The sequence below is a fragment of the Catalinimonas locisalis genome (assembly GCF_038039535.1).
Classification (GTDB): Bacteria; Bacteroidota; Bacteroidia; order Cytophagales; family Cyclobacteriaceae; genus Catalinimonas.
In genome coordinates this window covers 205,784-226,795 of record NZ_JBBPHP010000007.1, presented here as the reverse complement: position 1 = coordinate 226,795, position 21,012 = coordinate 205,784, and the positions used below count along the sequence as shown (strand labels likewise).

The window sequence follows — 21,012 nt, the reverse complement described above, 5'->3', positions numbered from 1 at the left end:
AAAATTATTTCCCTATTCCTTCTCTCTCTTTCTGCTTTTGTTTACTGACAAGGTCTTTGACTACTTTTTCATATGCTTTTTTATCCTGCTCTTTTACAAGCATAATTTCTTCTTTATACTCTTCGTTTAGCCCTTTGTATAGACTGTAACACATGATAAGCAGTACGAAGGCAAAAGGTAATCCAGTGGTAATAGCTGCTGTTTGTAGTGCGTTTAACCCTCCACCCAACAACAATACTGCGGCTACCGCCCCTTCAGCATTTGCCCAGAAGATACGCTGCCCTACCGGAGCATCCAGCTTTCCTCCGGAGGTAATGCTATCCACTACCAGCGAACCAGAATCCGAAGAAGTCACGAAGAAGAAGATGACCAGCACAACGCCTACCAGTGAAGAAACAAAAGACCAGGGAAACTGCTCCAGAAGTACAAATAAGGCAGTAGCTACATTTTCCTGCACTGACTCTCCAATTTCTGCAATACCTTGCAACTCTAAATATATACCTGAACCACCGAAAGCAGACAGCCAGAGGAAAGTCAGCAGGGAAGGAATTATCAGGACGCCCAATACAAACTCTTTTACAGTACGTCCGCGGGAAATACGAGCGATGAACATTCCTACAAAAGGCGACCAGGAAATCCACCATGCCCAATAAAACACGGTCCAGCTATTCTGCCATTCGGTCTGCTGATAGTTTTCAGTCCAGAAACCCAGGCGGAGAATGCTTTGCAAGTAATTTCCTGTATTCTGCACAAAACCGTCAAAAATATACAGCGTAGGCCCTAAGATGATCATGAAAAGCAGAAATACCCCTGCAATCCTAATATTCAGTTCGCTTAATACGCGAACTCCTTTATCAATTCCCAATACAACCGATGTAGTCGCTGCCAGGGTAATCACAACGATAAGTATCACTTGGGTAATCACTGAGATTTCTATGCCAAAGAGGTAATTTAGTCCGGCATTAACCTGCTGTACGCCAAAACCCAGAGAAGTTGCCAACCCAAACAGAGTCGCCACTACCGCAATCACATCAATGGTATTGCCCACTGGGCCGTGAATACGCTCGCCCAGGAGTGGGTAAAAAACTGAGCGTATGGTTAAGGGTAGTTTTTTGTTGAAAGCAAAAAAGGCCAGTGCCGCACCTACCAGCGCATAAATTCCCCAGGCATGTAAGCCCCAGTGCAGAAAGGTCATGTTCATGGCAATACGGGCTGCTTCTACAGTTTCACCTTCTCCAAAGGGGGGACTCTGAAAGTGATACATCGGTTCGGCTACACTCCAGAACAATATACCTATCCCCATCCCTGCGCTAAACAGCATAGAAAACCAGGCCAGGGTACTGAACTCAGGTTCGGCACGTTTGCCGCCAAAGCGAATACTTCCTGTCTTGCTAAAAGCCAGGTAGATCACAAAAAACAAAAATGTGTTCACACACAGAATAAAAAACCAGCCAGCGTAATCGGAGATACCCGTCTGGAGGGAAGAAAAAATCTCTTCCATAGGTTCACCGATGATCAGCGTAACAGCAATAAATAATACAGTGATAATGGCTGCCGGCCAGAAGACCGGAGCATGAATATCAAAGTATTTGTTGATACCTTTCTGGTCTTTTGGATCCTGAAAGTCTTGTTCTTGTATTTCTTTGCTCATGTTTTGTAGTTTTCAATTCTAGAAATAGTAGCCCACATTGATGTTGAAACGTGTATGCCATTCGGCATCCTCTGTGCCTTCGGCCAGCGCATTGGTATAGTCTGGTCCCAGCCAGGGGTGATTGATTCCGCTGGCGAAATCAATGTAAGTATAAATAGGCCCGGCACTGATCATAGTACCCAATACATTCATCTGCGTATCGGCATAGCTTTCTGAGGATTTGTCATAATAAGAATAGTTGTCGTAAAATACCAATCGGGAGATAGGTCCCCAGTCCACCGGTACCTGATAGCTCAGGCTTGCAGTATAAACCTGACCCTGGTAGGCCACATTATAAGGAGCACCGTATGCTCCCATCGTGATGATATCTTCGCCCTCTCCTTCGCCCACGCTTAGCTGATCATCTTTGGGAATGTCTGCTCCCAGGGCGACAGCCTGAAGCTTCACGCCCACCTGGTTATAATCTCCGCGCATGTGGAGCGCAAGCGCATGGTGACTTCCTAATCCATCGGTCAGCGAATTGTAGATTTGTCCCCATTGCCCTGAGATTCCCAGCCGAGTATCATCTGCCAGGTAATACATGAGTTTTCCATTAAACTGATTGGTCTCTTCGTACTCGCCTACAAAGTCGTAAGAATATCGTCCGTAATCTGAGGATGGAAGTTCAGAGTTTTTATAAAAGGCAAGCACATAACCCCATTTTTTACCGCTATGAACGTACTTAGCGCCCAGGTCATAATCATCCTCCAAACCTAAGTAATAAGTTACATTGAAAAACCAGTTGTCAGAGTTATAAGTCTGATTACCAAAAGGCACCTGATTCAGACCAAGTTGTAACTGATTACTTTCATCAAAATTATAGCCTGCCCAGGCACTGTGGGGCATAGGTCCACCGAAAGCATCCGAGTAAAAACGATATTCGGCATTTAGAATAATCCCTTCCAACTCACCGGTCACATTAATACGAAACAGGTCAAAGGCTATGTCACCTCCTTTATTACGGTTATCCTGTTCCCCCTCCCAGCTTTTTACAAAATAGTTGAAGCGCACTGCTCCACCTATGATAAAAAGCGGCTTATCGCCTTCATTGTCAAGGGTATCAATTTCCATCACATCAAAAGTAGTTTCATGTAGCTTGCCCGTGAGTAAGATCACAGGGCGTGTATTAACACTATCAATACTTGCCGAGTCGGTTCTGATTTGAGCATGTAGTTCGGTAAAAGGAACAGATAGAAATACAAAAAATAGAAATAGATAAAAAAGTATAGGGTTTCTCATAACAGCTTGATTTGTTTTTGAGAAAATCATAAAAAGCTTACAGGGCTTACTTTATTTTCAACCACTCAGGGCTAAAGCTGTTCAGAATAAATTCAAAAAGGCTTAACAAATCAAGAAAAGGAGTTTTACTGATCCTTATGAATATCTGTAGGGGCAAACACTCCTCTTCTAAATCACCTATCAGTCTTTGGTGAGCGCATGATTTGGTGACAGGACTTTAAAACTTAAATTCAACATATTGAGTAGGAACGCTATCGGTCAACCATACACCATTCTCCGAACGATAAAACTCAAATCCTTCGCCGTACATTTGCCCTGCATGGATTTTCAGTACAACTGGTTTTCCATATCGCATGCCTACTTTTATGGCGGTTTCCTGATCAGTGGACAAATGTACATGATGCCTTGCTCCCTTGATCAGCCCCTTTTGTCTAATGGAATTCAAATTTCGTGTTGCTGTACCATGAAACAGTAAGTTGGGTGGTTCCTGCGCAACGAGTCCTAAATCAACAGCTAGGGAATGCCCCTGATTGGCCCGTATCTTTTTGTGATCTGGAGAAAAGGAAAACCTTTGCTTATCATTATTCTCCACGATATAGCTTAGCTTATCAAAATCAAGTTCAAGCTGCTTCAATCGGCTTTTCTGAATAAGTTCCTCTACATCAGCCCATCCTCCTTCATCAAGGGATAAGTCAATGGTTTCCGGTTGATGTCTGAGAATCAAACTCAGAAACTTGGAAAGCTTTTTTGTTTCTTTAGGATTCATTCTATCTACTGGCGGTAAATAAATCTACTCCACCCTGGCAGGAGGTCTGACTGCTGAGCCTTCTACACCCGTGAGGCTGTCACCCAACTCCTGACGTATTTCATCTGCTAAAGCTTTGATTTTTTCTACCACTTCGGGATGTTCGTCCGCCACATTATTGGTTTCACTGATGTCATCTCTCAGGTTATAAAGCGCTATCTCGTCAAACTTAAGTTGTTCATAATCAACCGGAAGACCATCGTCTCTTCCTTCACGGCCATTCAGTGAACGGTAAGCGTGGGGAAAATACAGCTTCCAGTCACCATAACGAACGCCATGCAGCTCATTGGTTTTATAGTAAAAGAAGTAAGCTTCGTGCGGGCTTTCCTGAGATTCGCCAGTAAGTACGCTCCATATGTTTTTACCATCAATTTTCTTTTCCGGCAAGTCAGCACCAGTAAGGGCAGCGATGGTAGGCAAAATATCTATGGTCATCAGAGGCACATCAATCGTAACTCCAGCTTGCAGCTTCGCAGGATAACGGATGATGCAGGGTTCTCTCTGCCCACCTTCCAGCGCTGTACCCTTGCCTTCCCTCAATGGTAAGGCACTTCCTGCATGCTTACCGTAGGATAGCCAGGGGCCATTGTCGGAAGTAAAAATAACTAATGTGTTTTCATCCAGACCATTGCTTTTCAAGGCTTCCATGATCTGCCCCACCGACCAGTCTATTTCCATGATCACATCTCCGTACAAACCTCTTTCCGACTTTCCTTTGAATTTATCAGAGACAAAAAGCGGTACATGAGGCTGGGGATGGGCAACATAAAGGAAGAAAGGCTTGTCCTTATTGTTTTCAATAAAAGTTACACTCCTCTGGGTGATCTGCGTAGTCAGCATAGACTGATCTTCCAGCGTATCTATCACCTCCGTATTATCATAGAGCGGTAATGGGCCAAAGTTGAAAACCGGACCTTGTTGGGGATGCAGCGGCCACATGTCATTGGAATAAGGGATGCCAAAATAATCATCAAAACCTTGCTGGTTGGGCATGTATTCCGTCTTGTCTCCCAGATGCCATTTGCCGTATGCGGCCGTAGCATAGCCATTGGCCTTCAGCATCTCAGCCATCGTAGTTTCTGAAGGATTGAGCGCGATTTTGGCATCGGGCATGAGTGCTCCGTGTATGCCCACCCGGTTAGGATAACAACCCGTCAGCAAGGCCGCTCTTGAAGCTGAGCAAACGGCCTGGGCAGCGTAGAAATCCGTAAGTTTTAAACCTTCACTGGCCATCTGGTCCAGATTGGGAGTTTTGATATCCGGCGAGCCAAAAACACCCACATCCTGATAGCCCTGGTCATCGGTAAAAATGATGACGATATTCGGTTTTTGGAGTGGAGTTTCCGCTTCAGTAGTGGTATTTTGGGAGTTACAAGCTAACAGAGCCAGCAATAATGGCAGAAGCAATAAACACCGGTATTTCATGGAATGTGAGGTTGTCATATACATATGTGTAGGCTTAGCGCTCAAGTATACTATTTTCAGTTTGCTGTGACAAGATGTATAGCTAATTTCAACCTACATTGCCAACAAAAAATTAGCAAATAATGCTCCTACTAAATGATCAAATGCTTGATAACAATCCGTAAGCTGCTTGTACCTTTTGGTAAAAAACTCAATTAAAAATATTCCTAAACGACAATTTCCTTCTTATGTATCGTTACTTTTATAGTTAAGATTCATCAAGATAAACGAGTAGTAACCCCCTGACTTTATGAGTATGCAAAGAAAAGCCCAGGTAAGTTCCTTAGTACAGCAATTTTCAAAAAAAGACCTGTTTGTTCACCTGATCAGTGCTCTCAGAAGCGAAAGCTTTCTGTATGCCAGTATCCTTAGGACAGAAATTCTAAATAGACCCTTTTCAGAGCTGGAAAAACAGACGATACGGGAGAGTTCTTTCTATCCAATGCTAAATGGAATTTTAGACAATTAGTACTATTAACTTAGTACCAAAAGAAAAAAATATAACTTTTCAAGAACATCGCAGACATTCTTCTGTTAGAATAATGTTTTAAGCATTGATTATCAATTTTTTAAACTTTTATATTATGAAATCCTTACTTACTATTTTTTCGGTATGCTTTATACTTGGCATAACTGCCTGCAATTCTGGACAAAATAAAACTACCGAAAGAACCGTGCTTGAATCCGATACGGTAGCCGTAGAAAAAGAGTATGAAGTGGAGAAGAAAATCCGTGAAAAGACGGTAACCATAGATACGATTACGGAAACAGAAACTGTAGAGAAAGAAGAAAACCTTGAGGATGAAAGTGGCTCCTGATGCCATTTTCGTTTTACTACATTTTTTAATCAATCCTTAACAAAAATGAGATTTTTTAAATTTTTCGCTATTACTATAGCGATCTCTCTGCTGACGGTCAGCAGCAGCTACGCACAGGTGTCGCCTTTGGTAACAGATGTGATTGCTATACCACAGTTTTTTATCAGCCTGCTGGCTGGGGTATTACTGGCTGTAGGTTTTCAGGTGCTTTTGTCCGCCCTGTCAGTAGCCATTGGGATTTCCGCAGTAGGTAATATTCAGAAAAAGGCCAACAAGTCATCATCAGACGCCGACAAGAACAAGTCTTCGTCCGGGAGCACGCCCATGGGTGTCAAAATCAGTTCCGGCCTAGGTGCCTGGACCATGATTACCGTAAGTGTAGCACTTTTCTGTGCAAGTTTGCTGGCAGTTAAGCTCAGCCTTATTGGTAATGTCATCATCGGTATCACATTAGGACTGGTGATTTGGGCTGCATTTTTTACTACTATGGCTTACCTGGAAGTAAAATCCGTAAGCTCTTTACTGGGAACGCTGATCAATACGGCTTTTGCCGGAATCAAGCACAGCATGTCGGCGCTACAGGATATGTTTACTAAATCTCAGGCGCATAAAATTGAAGATATTGCTGAGCATACCATTGATAAGGTACGTCGCGAAATGACGGATGCTACCGATATGCATACGATTAAAGATAAGATAGATGAATACGTAAACCGTCTGGAACAGACCGCCGAACGCACGCCTGATTATGAGCAGATCAAGCAGGATTTTATCAATATCCTCAGAGATGTTCGCATAGAAGAAAGGACAGATCAGGATTTACAGGGTAAAGAAAGTGAAATATTCATCAAACTGGCTTCTGAGCAATCTAACCTTAGTAAGCAGGATGTAAAAAAACTGGGTGGTGTATTCAAGCAGGCGCAACAGGCGGTAAAGTCTGGAGATACTAAAGAAGACAAAGCCAAAAAGGTGGCAGCACAGTTTATACCTGCTAATGAGGAAGATTTAGATAATTATGTACGTAAGATAGAAGAATACTTGCGCAGCACTGAGCGCGATGAACTTAATCCTGAGGCAATACGCCATGACATAGAGGAGATCATTCAACACCCTAATCATGCGCAGGAAATACTGAGCCGTCGTGCTAACCAGATGGATCGCAGTACCATGGTAGCACTGCTGGAAAACCAGAAAAAAATGGATCATGGCAAGGCAGAAAAGCTGGTTTCTTTTGTAGAGCAGGCGATTGGCACAGTGGCTAATAAAGCTACCCATGCAAAGCATCAGGCGAATAGCAAGGTAGACGATGCGACATCCACTACCAAAACGCAGTTCAATGAAGGGCAGCAGACAGCGAGCGCCAGGGCATCGGAGACAGGTTCAGGACTGGAAAAGCGTTTGAGAGACTATTTAAGTCGCACACAACGCCCTGAGATTCAATATGACTCTCTGAAATGGGATATAGAAAGCATCATGAATGATCCGAAGTCTTCTCCCGAGATAGTAAGAAATCGTCTGCAGCGTTTTAACAAAGAGACTTTTATTTCACTGCTGACAGCCAATGATAAGATCTCTCGCAGTGATATCGATAATCTGGCTAATAAGGTAGATGAAAGCAGAAACAAAATGATTGAAACCACCCATAAGATAGAAGCAGAAACTACCCGTCGTATTGCTCAGGCCAAGCAGGAATCTCTGCACCAGGCTGAGGATGTACGTAAAACCGCCGCTGCTGCCGCATGGTGGTTATTTGGTACTGCCTTTGTATCAGGGCTTGCCTCAGCAGCCGGAGGATTGGTAGCTATTCTGTAAAGTTATTTTTATTAGTTGATTACATAAAGGTCATAGGGTCAACTTATGGCCTTTATTGTCTTAGCTGAACTGATTGGTGCTTTCTTTAAGTCTTGAACGGCTACGATTTGTAGTAATTTTTATCTTAGCTTGTCCATTTCATACGCATGAAAACTATGTTTTTTGAGAATACCCAAAGCATCATCTGGGTATTCCTCTCTACAATATTCTTTTATTTCTTTACGATAGTGGCCAGTAGAATTGCAGGAATCCGTAGTTTTACTACCAACTCTAGTTTTGATTTTCTGGTGACCCTTGCTATGGGAGCACTCTTGGCTTCAACGATTACCAGCGATGCCATATCTTTGGTAGAAGGGACAGTCGCTTTGTTCACACTCTTCGTATTACAAACAGTTATTGCATTTATGCGGCACAAATGGTCTTTTGTAAGTGATATTGTAGATCATAATCCAATACTTCTGATAGATCGGGGTAAAATACTAGAAAAAAATCTTAAACATGCCAGAGTTACTCGCTATGAGCTAAATGCCAAACTACGTGGAAAGGGCATCACAGACTATAATCAGGTATGGGCCGCAGTACTAGAGGCTAGTGGTACAGTATCCGTTATGAAAAAAAACGATGCAGAACAAAAATTTAACCCTGCGTTACTGGAGGGTGTTATGAATAAAGTTAAGGAGGAGATATGAACAAAAGGTAGCATATCTGATTTTTTCAATTATATAAACTTTTTAAGCTATGAGTAACTCAAACAGTGCACTATCTTATCTAAAAGATTCTTTTCAGGAGTGGCAAAGTGATGATGCTTTTCGTCAGAGCGCTTCATTAGCCTATTATGCTATCTTTTCATTGCCTGCTTTGCTGATCATTGTGATCAATGTGGCCATCCTGGTCTGGAGCGAGCAGTATATTCAGCAACAAGTAAGCAATCAACTAGGAAGCATGCTGGGGCAAGATGCTGCCCAGCAGATTCAAACCATGATCAGTAACTCCAAGGAGCAAGGCAAATCTGTGCTTAGTATCATCATTGGCGTAGCTACTTTGCTCTTTGGAGCTACTGGTGTATTCTATCAGTTACAGAAGTCACTAAATGATGCCTGGGAAGTAGAGCAGGATCCTGAAGCTGGTATCAAACAGGTCGCTAAGAGTAGAATTACTGCCCTGGGCCTTGTCATTGCTATTGGTTTCCTGCTCATTGTCTCCCTTGTAGTGTCTACTGCTTTATCTGCACTCAGCGGCTGGATACAACAACAGTTACCCAACTTTCCGGTGTTTGTGTTTTATATTATACAAATTCTACTTTCCATAGGCATACTGACGGTACTTTTTGCTATTATGTTCAAAGTACTGCCCGATGTAAAGATAGAATGGCGATCTGTTTGGGTTGGGGCACTCGTTACTGCAATCTTGTTCACCATTGGCAAATTCCTGATTGGATTTTATATGGGAAAAACAGACCCTGCCTCTACTTTTGGTGCAGCGGGTTCTATCATTATTATCATGCTTTGGGTATATTATTCCGGCCTGATTTTACTTTTTGGCGCTGAGTTTACCCAGGTGTATGCCCGCAAAAATGGTCACCGCCTGCAGCCTTCCGCCCATGCTCGTCGCAATGCGGAGTATCGTCTGGCACAATTGGAAAAGAAAATAGACAACTCAAAGGAAAATCAAACGAGAACTCATTAACATGCTAAGCCAAATAAATATTTACATTAATTCACTACACATATGGCATCACTGCTGATGGTCATTTTGGGGTTAACAATTTTAGCTGCTTGCTTATACGACTTTGCCCTCACTACTTTTCTGGCATCCGGACAAGGGCCAATTACCGCCAAAATCAACCATATTGTTTACCAGATTTTTTTTAATGCAGCTGGCAAAAAGGCTACCCACCCTCTTTTAAAATATGTAGGTATAGCCATTATTTTTTCTATCATCTTTGTATGGGTGAGCCTGCTATGGATTGGTCTGCTCATCATATTTTCTGCTTTTCCTGATTCGGTACTCAACGGACAGACCAAAGAAGCAACGGATGTAATTGAAAAATTTTATTTTGTTGGTTTTACACTATCCACACTAGGTGTTGGGGATTTTATCCCGGGTAATGATATTTGGAGAGCTATTACCGCTTTTTGTGCCTTTTTGGGGCTTATTACCATTACAACTTCCATAACTTATCTGGTACCTGTATTGTCTAACGCAGTACACAAACGTTCGCTGGCGATGCAAATCTCGGATTTGGGAGCTACTCCCGAGCAGATCGTAATCAACAGTTTTAACGGTAAAGATTTCTCAGAAATTAGTACGCAACTGGCAAACTTAACGCCAGAGATCCATACATATATTCAAAATCAGTTAGCATATCCGGTACTACACCACATGCATGCAAATAATCACTCCGAAAATATAGTATTGCAGTTTTCCAAACTTGATGAGGCCCTTTCTATTTTTATACTTCATGTACCTGTAGAGTTACAACCTCAACGCCTGGAACTTCAGCTAACCAGAAGAGCACTTACCTCCTACTTTGAAGCGGTAAGCTATATGAAATTTACTGAAAAAGCTCCGCCACTTCCAGACTTTGAGTTGATTCAAAACAAAATTGGCAATACGCTTGAGTACACTGCTAACCCTCAGGAAAAATACAAGCTACTGAGTAGGCGTAGAAAACTATTATACAGTAACCTGATCAGCGATGGCTGGCAGTGGGATGACTTATACAATCAAGAATATTCAACCGATTTTGATATTGAGTTTGCCAGAAGTCTTTTGTAAAAAAGAAATAAACTTTTTTGCTCTTAAAAGCTTCTTCTCATAAACTTCTAAGGTTTTGAACCTTCCTTTTTTTGTTGGAATGCAAGCCTTAGCAAATTGTCAATCTATGAAGAATTCACCCAATCAGGATTACTTGCCCATTGATCATTACGGCATCATCGGTAATCAGCACACAGTTGCCTTGGTAGGTAACAATGGCTCCATAGATTTTATGTGCTTTCCTCGCTTTGACTCTCCCAGTATCTTTGCCTCTATTCTGGATTCTGAGAAAGGAGGGAAATTTTCCATTCAGGCTCAAATGGAAGATGAGGACTATAAGCAACAGTATTTGCCGGATACTAATGTATTGCTCACTCGTTTTCTGGCCTACGAAGGTATGGTAGAGATCACTGACTTTATGCCCGTAAAGGAAATGGAGCACAACTGTACACTGGTAAGAAAGGTGACTGTAATCCGGGGAGAAGTGGATATCAAAATGAACTGCGCACCACGATTCAACTACGCTCAGGATGAACATAAGGGTCAGCAAATAAACAACAGAGAGATTACGTTTGGCAGCACCCACTGGAACATACGTCTGCTGGCCGATGTAGATATGAAACTGGAAAATGGTGACGCCTGGGCTAACTTTACACTCAAAGAAAAGGAATCAGTAAGTTTCATTCTGGAAGCCATATCAGAAGAAGGAGATAAAGAAGATGAAAAAAGAAGTGTGGAACATTATGTAAATAAAACCTTTCAGGAGACCAATAATTTCTGGAAAAACTGGGTAGCACAATCCAACTATCAGGGCATGTGGAAAGACATGATGAACCGTTCTGCCCTCACACTTAAGCTCCTTACCTCCTATCAATTTGGCTCACCGGTAGCGGCCCCTACTTTTGGGCTGCCGGAAAGAGTGGGTGGTGAACGTAACTGGGACTACCGCTATACCTGGATCAGAGATGCGGCCTTTACCATGTATGCCTTTATCCGCTTAGGTTTTACCTATGAGGCAGGAGAGTTTATGAAATGGATACGCACTCAGTTTGAGAAAAATGTAGACAAACCCAACAATCTCCAGCTCATGTATAGTATAGATGGCGAATCAGACCTTCATGAAACTGAGCTGGATCATCTGGAAGGTTATAAAAAGTCAAAGCCGGTTAGGATTGGCAACGATGCCTATAATCAACTTCAGCTGGATATTTATGGTGAGTTGATGGACAGTATATATCTCTACGACAAATATGGAGAACCTATCACCTATGACTTCTGGGAAAAGCTTACTCATCAGATTGATTTTGTGTGTGATAACTGGCACAAAAAAGATCATGGTATCTGGGAAATAAGGTCTGAGACCCAGGAATTCATTTACTCGCGCGTAATGTGCTGGGTAGCAGTAGACCGGGCTGTCAGACTGGCTGAAAAAAGGTCTTTCCCTTACCCCTGGGAACGGTGGCGCAAGGTGAGAGATGAAATCTATCATGATATCTATGACAACTTCTGGAATGAAGGTCTTCAATCTTTTGTCCAGCATAAAGGAAGTGATGTGATAGATGCTTCGGTACTGCTGATGCCCCTGGTTCGCTTCATTAGCCCTTATGATCCCCGCTGGATTTCTACCCTGAAAGTAGTAGAAAAAGAGCTGGTTACCGATACACTGGTTTACCGCTACAACAATCAACTTTTTGAAGATGGGTTGGAAGGAACAGAGGGCACTTTCAGCATGTGTTCTTTTTGGTATGTAGAGTGTTTGGCAAGAGGTGGACAGTTGGAAAAAGCCCGTCTCTTTTTTGAAAAAATGCTGGGCTATGGTAATCACCTGGGGCTCTTCGCAGAACAGATCGGGCTCAGAGGTGAGCAGTTAGGCAATTATCCGCAGGCATTTACGCACCTGGGGCTTATCAGTGCAGCTTTTGCCCTCAACAGAGGATTGAATGGTACTCACTAGAGAACAATTTCGCTTTTATCCCTTTTCTCACTGCGCTTTGATAATCATTGGCACATATTTGCTAACTTAGCCATAAACAACTAAACAACAATCCCCATGAAGGAGGAAAGCACTATTCAGCTGGTGGTATTTGATATGGCTGGTACCACCGTAGAAGATAAAGATAGCGTACAAAAAGCACTACAAACTGCCCTTGCCAAAGCGGGCTTTAAGGTGAGTTTGGCAGAAACTGTAGAAGTGATGGGTTATCCCAAGCCAGAGGCTATCCGCATTCTGCTGGAGCAAAAGCTGGAAGATAAGTCTAAAATCACGCCTGAGTTTATTGAAGAGATTCATCAGTTTTTTGTGCAGGATATGGTCAGCTACTATGAGCAATCTCCTGAAATTAAGGAAAAGAAGGGTGTTAGTGATACTTTTAGCCTGCTAAGAAAGAACAATATTAAAGTAGCTCTGGATACCGGTTTCAGCCGACCTATCGCTGATGCAATTATTGATCGCCTGCACTGGAAAAACAAGATTGACGTAAGCATCACCAGTGATGAAGTAGAGAATGGACGTCCCTACCCCGACATGATTTATAAAGCCATGAAGCAGACTGGTGTGGAGGATATCAAAAAAGTAGCCAAAGTAGGCGACACTGCTTCCGACATGCAGCAGGGAATGGAAGCTGGTTGCAAATATGTGATTGGAGTCACCACCGGAAATTACACGGAGGAGGAACTCAAAAATTACGAACACACTCACCTCATTGCCCAACTACCCGAAATACTGGATATTCTGGGGATTACCTCTGAAAAAGTAGCATAAAAAAATCCGGCTTTTTCAGCCGGATTTCAATTCGTCTAAATCTTACTTTTTATCTGTTTCAGATAAGCCGTGCTTTCAGCGATACTCTGGATAGGATCTGGAGACTGATCCTGTTCTACAAAACACTGCTCTACCCCTACTTTGGGAGCCAGTTTGAGTACCTTTTGCACGTCAATCACCCCATCGCCTACTTCCTGAAAAGCATCTTTAGGCACCTTGCCTTCGTCATACTCGTCGGCAATGCCTGCTTTTTTGTTTTTTAGGTGCAGCAAACGAACCTGTCCTTTCATCTTTTTCATGAGTTTCTCAGGGGCATGACCACCAATGCTGGCCCAGAAAATATCCAGCTCAAACTGCACATTTCTGGGGTCAAGTTCTTCTATCAATAGATCGTAAGGCACCTTACCATCAATGGGCTGGAACTCAAAAGAGTGGTTGTGGTAGCAAAGATGAATGCCTGCCTGTTCACATTTCTCGCCCGCCTTGTTGAGCCTTTCAGCGTACTGCTTATACTGATCCAGTGTTTCTCTTTCAGCCTTGCTGAGGTAGCCAAAAACCAGATACTTTAGTCCATGTTTCTCCGCCGCTTCAATCACTGCATCTATGCTTTTAGCTTCGGGAGCATTCGCCCCCTGCAAATCCCAACGCTCGGTGATATAAGCCTGATTGATGAAAGAACTCTGAGAATACAAGCCTGCATCTTTGATCATGGGAAGCATATTGCCATATTCCAGCGGATTTCCTCCTTCTACCTGGCTATATCCGGCTGCTTTGATGGCTTTAAGCGTACCCGACGGGTCTTTTGCCATCTGATTTCTGACCGTATACAATTGCAAGCCGATCTGGTCTACATAGGCATTCTGCTCACGAAAAAAAACGGAAGGTACTAAAGATAAGCTAAGGCTTGCCGCAGCGCTCTGTTTGATAAAATCTCTCCTCTTCATCATAATTAAGTAGGTTGTTGATGGTAAACGCTAAATTTTTATTTGGCTATTAAGATAAGGAATTTTTGAGTTATGGTGTTATGGCCATCATGGATTGATGTAAGCAAATATTCAAAACCTCATCGCCATTCATTAGCAGCTAAGAACTACATCACTTTCTTCACCCTGCCTACTTCTCCACTCTCCAGCCGCACCTTGATGCCATGAGGGTGAAAAGCACTTTTGGTCAGGATATTTTGTACTACCCCCTCGGTAAGTTTACCGCTGCGTTGGTCCTGCTTTAACACAATGGAAACTTCGCTCCCAATTTTGATATCACTTCTATTCTTACCATCCATAATTGCTTATTTTTTACTGTTATGAACAACAACTTTATCCTACTCTAAAATCTTTAGCATTTTCACATCACAGCCGCAATGGCCAGTATTGTCTAAAGCTTTTGAAACGGGCTCAAACCCAAAATGCCTGTACAGTTGCTGTGCTTCTTTCATCTGGCTAAGGGTTTCCAGATAGATTTTCTCATAAGCAAACTCCCTGGCTTTTTGCAGGCAATACTCCATCAAAGTTTTTCCTATCCCCTGCCCTCTGGCTTCGTTAAGCAGAAACATGCGCTGGAGCTCGCAGATATTTTCTTCGCTACCATCCAGTTGCCTGATGCCACAGCCTCCCACTATCTTATCATTGAGGCAGGCGACAAAGTACACTGCTTTTTCCTGCTGGTAGGTCTGATACATATGGTCAAGGGTAGGGTCTCCCAGGATAGTTGTCTGAGGGTCTGCGTCATAGGCAGCCATAGCTGAGCGAATCACCGAAGCAATAGCCAAGTTATCTTGTGGTTCAATCTGGCGGATCGTTAGCATGTGCAAAAACATTTGGAAACCGCCAAAAATACTGAAAATAGCAAAACCTGGTAAAGCTTTTTACCAAATTATGACTTAGCAGCCTGTTTCTGTATAAATTCTTTAACCGACATAGGTTTACGCCCCATTATCGTCTCAAAGTCATCACTAACATAATTATATTCGTTGGCCTGCATAGCTTCGTAACTGCTAATAATGCCCTGTATTTCAAATCCAAAGGGGGAATCTCCTCCATAAAGCTTACGTATCTGCTCAGTATTTACATCCATATACTTCACCTCCTGCTGATAAGCTTCAGATATCCAGGCGGCGACTTCCTCGTAGCTAAAAGTTTCAGGACCAGTTAGCTCAAGCGTAGAATTACCGTAGTTATTTGTGCTCAATACCTGGCTTACTGCTGCTGCTATTTCGGATCTGGGAATGGAATTGATACGTCCTTCTTCTGCCGCAGCTTCCAGTTTACCTTGTTGCAATACCTGCGCTATACCTTCAGTAAATAGATCGGCATACCAGGCATTGCGAAAAATGGTATAGGTAAGTCCGCTGCTCTTGAGCAGGGCTTCGGTTTTGGCATGTACTTCCGCAAACAGAAATCTGGATTCGGGCACAGCATTGGTAAAACTGGTATAACACACGTGCTTGGTACCTGCCAGTACGGCTGCACTAATCGCGTTTTTGTGCTGTTGGATTCTCTGCTGGTTGGGAGCATGGCTGGAGATCAGCAAAACTTTGTTTACTCCCCTGAATGCTTTGATCAGACTATTTTTATCATCATAGTCTGCCTCTCTTACTTCCACACCCTGTTCTTTGAAATGACTGAGTTTCTCGGAGCTTCTGCTGCATGCTACCAGCTTTTCTCCTTCGGATAATTTAGGTAAAAGCTGTTCAACGATTGAGTGACCCAAATGACCTGAAGCTCCGGTAATTAATATCATAACAAAAAATAATTGTATTTGAAAGATTGGCTTAATTGAACAAAGCCCTTCTCAAAAAGTTTTGAGAGTAGCTTTTTAACTCTCGCTAGGAAAATTAGTTTCAGCAGAACCTCAAGATTATTAAATTACCCTTTTACTTTATATTAAAACCTATTCTATGAAAAAATTAATCAGCTGTTGCATTTTTACATGCATCACCTTTTTTTCCTGTGCGCAATCTGTAGTTTCTACCGAGCAGGAAAGTTATACTGTAGACACTGTACTTACTGACCTCACTATACCCTGGAGCATGGCTTTTTTACCCGATGGTAGCATGTTGGTGACTGAAAGAGGAGGAAAGCTCAAACATTTTAACCCTCAAACTCAGGCTGTAAAAGAAATCAAAGGGTTACCTGAAATTTACGTACGCGGACAGGGCGGACTTTTTGACCTGGAGTTGCACCCCGATTATGACGAAAATGGCTGGATCTACATTACCCATGCCTACTCTGAAGGTGGGAATGAAGGCAATATCGCATTGATGCGCGCTAAATTAGAGGGTGATGAACTGGTAGAGCAGGAAGTGCTCTTTAAAGGCACACCTTTGCGTGATGCCGGACAACACTTTGGCGGAAGAATTGAGTTTGACAATGATGGATATCTGTATCTTTCTATCGGCGACAGAGGTGCAAGGGAGAATGCACAAAACCCTGAAAATGTACTGGGGACAGTAATGCGTTTTAATGATGACGGCAGTATTCCTGAGGATAATCCTTTTGTCAACGATAGTGGCAAACGTCCTGAGATATTTTCTTACGGACACCGTAACCCTCAGGGAATGGCAATGAACCCGGCAAGTGGTGAGCTCTGGGAGCATGAACACGGCCCACAGGGCGGCGATGAGATCAACATAGTAAGAAAAGGAAATAATTACGGCTGGCCGATGATTTCTTATGGTATCAATTATGATAATACAAAATTTACAGATATTCGTGAGAAAGAAGGCATGCAGCAGCCTGTTTGGTATTATGTACCTTCCATCGCTCCCTGCGGCATGGATTTCTATACCGGTGACAAGTTCAAAAACTGGCAGGGAGACCTCTTTGTGGGTTCACTCAAATTTCGCTATGTGGAACGCCTGGAACTGGATGGTGACAGGGTGATCAGCTCTGAAAAGCTATTGGAAGATATCGGAAGGGTTAGAACAGTGAGAGAAGGCCCTGATGGAAATATTTATGTGGTGGTAGAAGGTCCGGGCATGATTGTCAGGATGGTACCTGCCGCTATGGATAAAGCTTCTTTAGAGGAATAATGTATTTTTTATTGTAAAACATTGCCCCGGTTCATTTCAGTGGATCGGGTTTTGTTTTGTATTATAGCCACTTATATACTTTTACAACGGAGTTATTTATACCCTCTCCTACTAGTATCAATCCTTCAATTCCTGAGACAACACCTGATTTCCTAAATGCTTCTTATGAGAAAAGTCAAATATTTTTATTTTAAAATAAGTAGTTCTGGTGATGAGTTTTTTCATAATTCTCAAAGGTAACAGGATCATAATATTTTGAGTTTTTGATTTATTTTTTTCAGGTAAAGGAGAGTATTTTTTTGCAAATAGTGTATTCTTCACCCATACCTCTTCAGCTTAAAAAAAGCTATAAGCCATTAATAACTCAGTTTATCGTTGAAAAGCTGATTAAAGTCAGTTATTAAGCTGATATCTATCAAAGACATCTCGGTATAGTCCTTTTACTTTTGACTCGTCAAGCATGATGGAATAAGAAGTTCATCAAACCAGGAGAAACAAAAGTAGCAGTATCATGAAAAATTCACACTATATCATCGCGCTCACACTGATCTTCGTCTCAGTATCCTGCGCGACATTTGCACAATCTACCTATCAAATTGCAAATGACAGTAAGATGGTCATCCAGGGGACATCTTCCCTGCACGACTGGGAAAGTGATGTGACCAAACTAGAAGGGAAAGCGCAGCTGCAGGTACAAGACCAGCAGCCTCAGTTTCAGAATTTTTCCCTCACCATTCCGGTAGAGTCTATCAAGAGCGGAAAATCTGCCATGGATAAGAACACTTATGAAGCATTGCATGAAGATGATTATCCCAACATCCAATTTACCCTAAAGGAAATTCAAAACGCAGGTCAGGGAAAAATTACCGCCTCTGGCAACCTGAGCATAGCCGGGGTTACCAAGCCGGTGACACTCAGTGCCGATTATGATTTAAACAATCCCGCCCAGATCAGTCTGGAGGGAAGTCACAGCTTCAAAATGACAGAATTCGGGATTGAACCTCCCACCGCAGTATTCGGAACTATTAAAACCGGTGATGAAATCACCATTGCATATACGCTACAACTCAGTAAAACCAATTGAAAACTACAATTAAAAACCACGCCATGAAAACGCTAAAGAAAATTTCAATCGCTCTGATTTTGATCAGCATCCCCTGGATGAGTTATGCCCAGTTCAAAGATATGCAGTACTGGAGACCTTACGATAAGCGAGGTATCAATGTATTTGAAGTGCCTAAGGCCGATACAGTAGATTACAGCGGTGTGGCAGTAAGAGTAGGAGGTGCCTTCACGCAGCAGTTTCAGGCACTGGAACACAGCAACGAAGCTACACCCATTGATATGGACGGGACAAACGTGAATGAATTAATTGACATCGGACCTGGATTTAATCTGGCCACTGCCAACCTGAACCTGGACGTACAACTGGCCGATGGGGTACGTATGAATGTGGTTACTTATCTTTCTGCCCGTCACCACCCCGAAGCCTGGGTAAAAGGTGGTTATCTACAGGTAGACAAAGTCCCTTTCCTGAAGAGTCAGTTTCTGGATAATATATTTGAATATGTAAGGCTGCGCATAGGTCATATGGAAATCAACTATGGCGACACTCACTTCCGCAGAACCGATAACGCCAATGCGATGTACAATCCTTTTGTGGGTAATTACATCATGGATGCATTTACCACTGAGATTGGGGCAGAAGTCTACTTCCTCAAAGATAACTTCCTGGCAATGGTAGCTTCTTCCGGAGGTGAAATACAGGGTGGTGTTACCAATCCTGACAGACGCGCTCCTGCTTTCTATGGCAAAATAGGTTACGACAATCAAATCAGTGAGGATTTACGCTTCAGACTTACCGGTTCATTCTACACTACTACTTCCTCCGTAAATAATACGCTGTATGCCGGTGACCGTGCGGGTTCCAGATACTACCTGGTAATGGAAAATGTAAATGCTTCCACCTCTTCCAATTTTACCTCTGGTCGTTTTAACCCTAACTTCCGTGACGATGTTACTTCCTTTATGGTCAACCCTTTTGTGGAAATTGGCGGTCTGGAACTCTTTGGCGTAGCTGAGTGGTCTAATGGCAGCCTTTCTACAGAAGATGAAAACCGTGACTGGAGCCAGTATGGTGGAGAAGCAATCTACCGTTTCCTGCCTTACGATCAACTTTATGTAGGCCTGAGGTATAATACGCTTTCCGGTCCTTTACCTTTCTCCACTGACGAGATAACTATCAACCGTCTGCAGGTAGGGGGTGGCTGGTTCATCACCAAAAATATTCTGATGAAAGCAGAGTACGTTACCCAGACTTATAGTGACTTTGCGCCCAGTAGCATCTATCACGAAGGTCAGTTTGATGGACTAATTCTGGAGGCTACTGTAGCATTCTAGAGATCAAAATTGTATAATTTGGAATAAGTTACCCGGCCTGAAGTCGTGTAACTTATTCTTTTGAATAGCAAAGCGAGCAATTTTAGACAAACTTTTTTTCTCCACTTTTGAACTCTAAAATCATGGGCTCCTCTCTTCTTCTTTATAGCTATGCATTGATGATATCGCTGGCTTTTTTTACCAAGCGTCTGATTTTCCCGGTCCGAGAGGAGAAGCTCGTAAGCGTTTTGATAGAAAGGGATAGTCACCTGAAGATTCTGGGGACTACCAATATCAACTCTTTTAGCTGTGCCTACCAGGGCAATATCGGTGCGGACACGTTATCCATCAACGTGCAAAGAACTGAAAATGAGATATTGCTGGACCATGCCCAGCTTTCTGTTGAAGTAGCCCGGTTTGACTGCGGTCACTCCGGAATGAATAAAGATTTCCGTGCACTTTTGGAGCATGAGCAATATCCTTTGCTGAAAGTCCGGCTGGCAAGCCTTAACCTTTCTCCTGAAAAAAATTATGAAGCACTGGCTGAAGTGATCATAGAAATTGCCGGCAAGCTAGAATCTTATACTGTTCCTGTACAGCTTAAAGAAGAAGATGGAGAGGTATTTTACGTAGGTCGCCAAGCATTAAACATCAGAGATTTTGAGCTCACTCCTCCCAAAAAGTTTCTGGGGATGATAGTAGTTGATGAAGAGGTAATCATAGATTTTAAGCTTAACCTCAGCTTATTATAGGTCTGTTTCTTCCTCCCAGAAAGCTTCTCCCACTTTTACTTGTAGTTCCAGCAAGATACTTTTCAATTCCTGAATATCATCAAAATCAGCTTCTTCCCAGGTTAGGTATCTCTTTTTACCGTCTTTAAGATGAAAATATGTGCCCAGAGTGTGCATCTTAATGGATTCAATCTGCTGATACAGAATAGTATGAACCTCTCCACCCGGCTGAGTCCGGAAGCTTAGTTTTTCATCTTCAAAAGCCACAAAAAGCTCCTGATCTTTACGCGTGGCTTTTATCCCTCTGATTAGCAAAAGCGTAACCAAAAACAGGTTGAAAAAGTGAGGAAAAAGGAAAGACATTATTTCCGAAGAAAAGAAAGCAGACCTGTTTGAGAACAACATCAGCAGTTCGCATAGCAAAAAGAAGGAAGCCATCACAAAGTACCAGCGCCGATTGCGCAAGCTTTTTAAATGATTGGCCTGAATATCCGGAAACAAGCTGATCTTTTTGCTTTTCATAAGG

The 21,012-nt window shown here is 42.7% G+C and carries 21 protein-coding genes; 12 read left to right on the top strand and 9 right to left on the bottom strand.

Annotation, left to right across the window (positions count from 1 at the left end; all coding sequences use genetic code 11):
- Window positions 1-4: 4 nt before the first annotated feature.
- The 4 genes from WJR50_RS12100 to WJR50_RS12085 form a co-directional block, all read right to left on the bottom strand.
- A complete protein-coding gene (locus WJR50_RS12100) occupies window positions 5-1,651 on the bottom strand; it encodes a BCCT family transporter (RefSeq protein ID WP_341293539.1) in 1,647 nt (548 codons plus the stop codon).
- Between the two features lie 18 nt (window positions 1,652-1,669).
- Window positions 1,670-2,929 (bottom strand): hypothetical protein, encoded by a 1,260-nt coding sequence (locus WJR50_RS12095; RefSeq protein WP_341293538.1) that lies wholly within the window; start codon window positions 2,927-2,929, stop codon window positions 1,670-1,672.
- Between the two features lie 217 nt (window positions 2,930-3,146).
- The gene (locus WJR50_RS12090; RefSeq protein WP_341293537.1) at window positions 3,147-3,695 is read right to left on the bottom strand and encodes an RNA 2'-phosphotransferase; all 549 of its coding nucleotides are present in this window, start codon (window positions 3,693-3,695) and stop codon (window positions 3,147-3,149) included.
- A 24-nt stretch (window positions 3,696-3,719) separates the two neighbouring features.
- Window positions 3,720-5,159 carry a sulfatase family protein gene (locus tag WJR50_RS12085; protein WP_341293536.1) on the bottom strand — a complete coding sequence of 480 codons (1,440 nt, stop codon included), beginning with the start codon at window positions 5,157-5,159 and terminating at the stop codon, window positions 3,720-3,722.
- Window positions 5,160-5,448: 289 nt separating this feature from the next.
- Here WJR50_RS12085 and WJR50_RS12080 point away from each other — a divergent pair, with 289 nt between their 5' ends.
- From WJR50_RS12080 to WJR50_RS12045, 8 genes are all read left to right on the top strand, one after another.
- On the top strand, window positions 5,449-5,667 hold the full coding sequence (locus tag WJR50_RS12080) for a hypothetical protein (protein WP_341293535.1): 219 nt from the start codon (window positions 5,449-5,451) through the stop codon (window positions 5,665-5,667).
- A gap of 115 nt (window positions 5,668-5,782) precedes the next feature.
- Entirely contained in the window at window positions 5,783-6,016 is a 234-nt protein-coding gene (locus WJR50_RS12075; RefSeq protein WP_341293534.1) for a hypothetical protein, read from the top strand.
- 45 nt (window positions 6,017-6,061) lie between these two features.
- Entirely contained in the window at window positions 6,062-7,828 is a 1,767-nt protein-coding gene (locus tag WJR50_RS12070; protein WP_341293533.1) for a hypothetical protein, read from the top strand.
- 146 nt (window positions 7,829-7,974) lie between these two features.
- The gene (locus WJR50_RS12065; RefSeq protein ID WP_341293532.1) at window positions 7,975-8,517 is read left to right on the top strand and encodes a DUF421 domain-containing protein; all 543 of its coding nucleotides are present in this window, start codon (window positions 7,975-7,977) and stop codon (window positions 8,515-8,517) included.
- 49 nt (window positions 8,518-8,566) lie between these two features.
- Window positions 8,567-9,514, top strand: coding sequence for a YihY/virulence factor BrkB family protein (locus tag WJR50_RS12060; RefSeq protein ID WP_341293531.1), 948 nt, complete (start codon window positions 8,567-8,569; stop codon window positions 9,512-9,514).
- A gap of 42 nt (window positions 9,515-9,556) precedes the next feature.
- Entirely contained in the window at window positions 9,557-10,606 is a 1,050-nt protein-coding gene (locus tag WJR50_RS12055; RefSeq protein ID WP_341293530.1) for an ion channel, read from the top strand.
- Between the two features lie 106 nt (window positions 10,607-10,712).
- Entirely contained in the window at window positions 10,713-12,539 is a 1,827-nt protein-coding gene (locus tag WJR50_RS12050) for a glycoside hydrolase family 15 protein (RefSeq protein WP_341293529.1), read from the top strand.
- A 96-nt stretch (window positions 12,540-12,635) separates the two neighbouring features.
- Window positions 12,636-13,346 (top strand): HAD-IA family hydrolase, encoded by a 711-nt coding sequence (locus WJR50_RS12045; RefSeq protein ID WP_341293528.1) that lies wholly within the window; start codon window positions 12,636-12,638, stop codon window positions 13,344-13,346.
- A 35-nt stretch (window positions 13,347-13,381) separates the two neighbouring features.
- Here the strand turns inward: WJR50_RS12045 and WJR50_RS12040 are convergent, their stop codons facing one another.
- The 4 genes from WJR50_RS12040 to WJR50_RS12025 all read right to left on the bottom strand — a co-directional run bounded on the left by WJR50_RS12040 (window position 13,382) and on the right by WJR50_RS12025 (window position 16,085).
- Window positions 13,382-14,293 (bottom strand): sugar phosphate isomerase/epimerase family protein, encoded by a 912-nt coding sequence (locus WJR50_RS12040; RefSeq protein ID WP_341293527.1) that lies wholly within the window; start codon window positions 14,291-14,293, stop codon window positions 13,382-13,384.
- A 143-nt stretch (window positions 14,294-14,436) separates the two neighbouring features.
- Window positions 14,437-14,628, bottom strand: coding sequence for a YwbE family protein (locus WJR50_RS12035; protein ID WP_341293526.1), 192 nt, complete (start codon window positions 14,626-14,628; stop codon window positions 14,437-14,439).
- A gap of 39 nt (window positions 14,629-14,667) precedes the next feature.
- On the bottom strand, window positions 14,668-15,150 hold the full coding sequence (locus WJR50_RS12030; protein WP_341293525.1) for a GNAT family N-acetyltransferase: 483 nt from the start codon (window positions 15,148-15,150) through the stop codon (window positions 14,668-14,670).
- Window positions 15,151-15,218: 68 nt separating this feature from the next.
- Window positions 15,219-16,085 (bottom strand): SDR family oxidoreductase, encoded by an 867-nt coding sequence (locus WJR50_RS12025; RefSeq protein WP_341293524.1) that lies wholly within the window; start codon window positions 16,083-16,085, stop codon window positions 15,219-15,221.
- Window positions 16,086-16,242: 157 nt separating this feature from the next.
- Here WJR50_RS12025 and WJR50_RS12020 point away from each other — a divergent pair, with 157 nt between their 5' ends.
- The 4 genes from WJR50_RS12020 (at window position 16,243) to WJR50_RS12005 (ending at window position 20,507) form a co-directional block, all read left to right on the top strand.
- Window positions 16,243-17,376, top strand: coding sequence for a PQQ-dependent sugar dehydrogenase (locus tag WJR50_RS12020; RefSeq protein WP_341293523.1), 1,134 nt, complete (start codon window positions 16,243-16,245; stop codon window positions 17,374-17,376).
- A 511-nt stretch (window positions 17,377-17,887) separates the two neighbouring features.
- Entirely contained in the window at window positions 17,888-18,460 is a 573-nt protein-coding gene (locus WJR50_RS12015) for a YceI family protein (protein WP_341293522.1), read from the top strand.
- Between the two features lie 23 nt (window positions 18,461-18,483).
- On the top strand, window positions 18,484-19,776 hold the full coding sequence (locus tag WJR50_RS12010; RefSeq protein WP_341293521.1) for a hypothetical protein: 1,293 nt from the start codon (window positions 18,484-18,486) through the stop codon (window positions 19,774-19,776).
- Between the two features lie 122 nt (window positions 19,777-19,898).
- The gene (locus WJR50_RS12005; RefSeq protein ID WP_341293520.1) at window positions 19,899-20,507 is read left to right on the top strand and encodes a YceI family protein; all 609 of its coding nucleotides are present in this window, start codon (window positions 19,899-19,901) and stop codon (window positions 20,505-20,507) included.
- Here WJR50_RS12005 and WJR50_RS12000 read toward each other — a convergent pair.
- Window positions 20,502-21,008, bottom strand: a complete 507-nt coding sequence (locus WJR50_RS12000) for a hypothetical protein (protein ID WP_341293519.1) — start codon at window positions 21,006-21,008, stop codon at window positions 20,502-20,504. The genes WJR50_RS12005 and WJR50_RS12000 overlap by 6 nt on opposite strands.
- Window positions 21,009-21,012 lie beyond the last annotated feature (4 nt).

Excerpts from the sequence above, each read along its gene's own strand:
- WJR50_RS12045 (WP_341293528.1), top strand. The coding sequence starts at position 12,636 with ATGAAGGAGGAAAGCACTATTCAGCTGGTGGTATTTGATATGGCTGGT.
- WJR50_RS12080 (WP_341293535.1), top strand. The coding sequence starts at position 5,449 with ATGAGTATGCAAAGAAAAGCCCAGGTAAGTTCCTTAGTACAGCAATTT.
- WJR50_RS12015 (WP_341293522.1), top strand. The coding sequence starts at position 17,888 with ATGAAAAATTCACACTATATCATCGCGCTCACACTGATCTTCGTCTCA.
- WJR50_RS12005 (WP_341293520.1), top strand. The coding sequence starts at position 19,899 with ATGGGCTCCTCTCTTCTTCTTTATAGCTATGCATTGATGATATCGCTG.
- WJR50_RS12060 (WP_341293531.1), top strand. The coding sequence starts at position 8,567 with ATGAGTAACTCAAACAGTGCACTATCTTATCTAAAAGATTCTTTTCAG.
- WJR50_RS12030 (WP_341293525.1), bottom strand. The coding sequence starts at position 15,150 with ATGCTAACGATCCGCCAGATTGAACCACAAGATAACTTGGCTATTGCT.
- WJR50_RS12050 (WP_341293529.1), top strand. The coding sequence starts at position 10,713 with ATGAAGAATTCACCCAATCAGGATTACTTGCCCATTGATCATTACGGC.
- WJR50_RS12035 (WP_341293526.1), bottom strand. The coding sequence starts at position 14,628 with ATGGATGGTAAGAATAGAAGTGATATCAAAATTGGGAGCGAAGTTTCC.
- WJR50_RS12085 (WP_341293536.1), bottom strand. The coding sequence starts at position 5,159 with ATGAAATACCGGTGTTTATTGCTTCTGCCATTATTGCTGGCTCTGTTA.
- WJR50_RS12010 (WP_341293521.1), top strand. The coding sequence starts at position 18,484 with ATGAAAACGCTAAAGAAAATTTCAATCGCTCTGATTTTGATCAGCATC.
- WJR50_RS12075 (WP_341293534.1), top strand. The coding sequence starts at position 5,783 with ATGAAATCCTTACTTACTATTTTTTCGGTATGCTTTATACTTGGCATA.
- WJR50_RS12020 (WP_341293523.1), top strand. The coding sequence starts at position 16,243 with ATGAAAAAATTAATCAGCTGTTGCATTTTTACATGCATCACCTTTTTT.
- WJR50_RS12095 (WP_341293538.1), bottom strand. The coding sequence starts at position 2,929 with ATGAGAAACCCTATACTTTTTTATCTATTTCTATTTTTTGTATTTCTA.
- WJR50_RS12090 (WP_341293537.1), bottom strand. The coding sequence starts at position 3,695 with ATGAATCCTAAAGAAACAAAAAAGCTTTCCAAGTTTCTGAGTTTGATT.
- WJR50_RS12025 (WP_341293524.1), bottom strand. The coding sequence starts at position 16,085 with ATGATATTAATTACCGGAGCTTCAGGTCATTTGGGTCACTCAATCGTT.
- WJR50_RS12100 (WP_341293539.1), bottom strand. The coding sequence starts at position 1,651 with ATGAGCAAAGAAATACAAGAACAAGACTTTCAGGATCCAAAAGACCAG.
- WJR50_RS12070 (WP_341293533.1), top strand. The coding sequence starts at position 6,062 with ATGAGATTTTTTAAATTTTTCGCTATTACTATAGCGATCTCTCTGCTG.
- WJR50_RS12065 (WP_341293532.1), top strand. The coding sequence starts at position 7,975 with ATGAAAACTATGTTTTTTGAGAATACCCAAAGCATCATCTGGGTATTC.
- WJR50_RS12040 (WP_341293527.1), bottom strand. The coding sequence starts at position 14,293 with ATGATGAAGAGGAGAGATTTTATCAAACAGAGCGCTGCGGCAAGCCTT.
- WJR50_RS12055 (WP_341293530.1), top strand. The coding sequence starts at position 9,557 with ATGGCATCACTGCTGATGGTCATTTTGGGGTTAACAATTTTAGCTGCT.
- WJR50_RS12000 (WP_341293519.1), bottom strand. The coding sequence starts at position 21,008 with ATGAAAAGCAAAAAGATCAGCTTGTTTCCGGATATTCAGGCCAATCAT.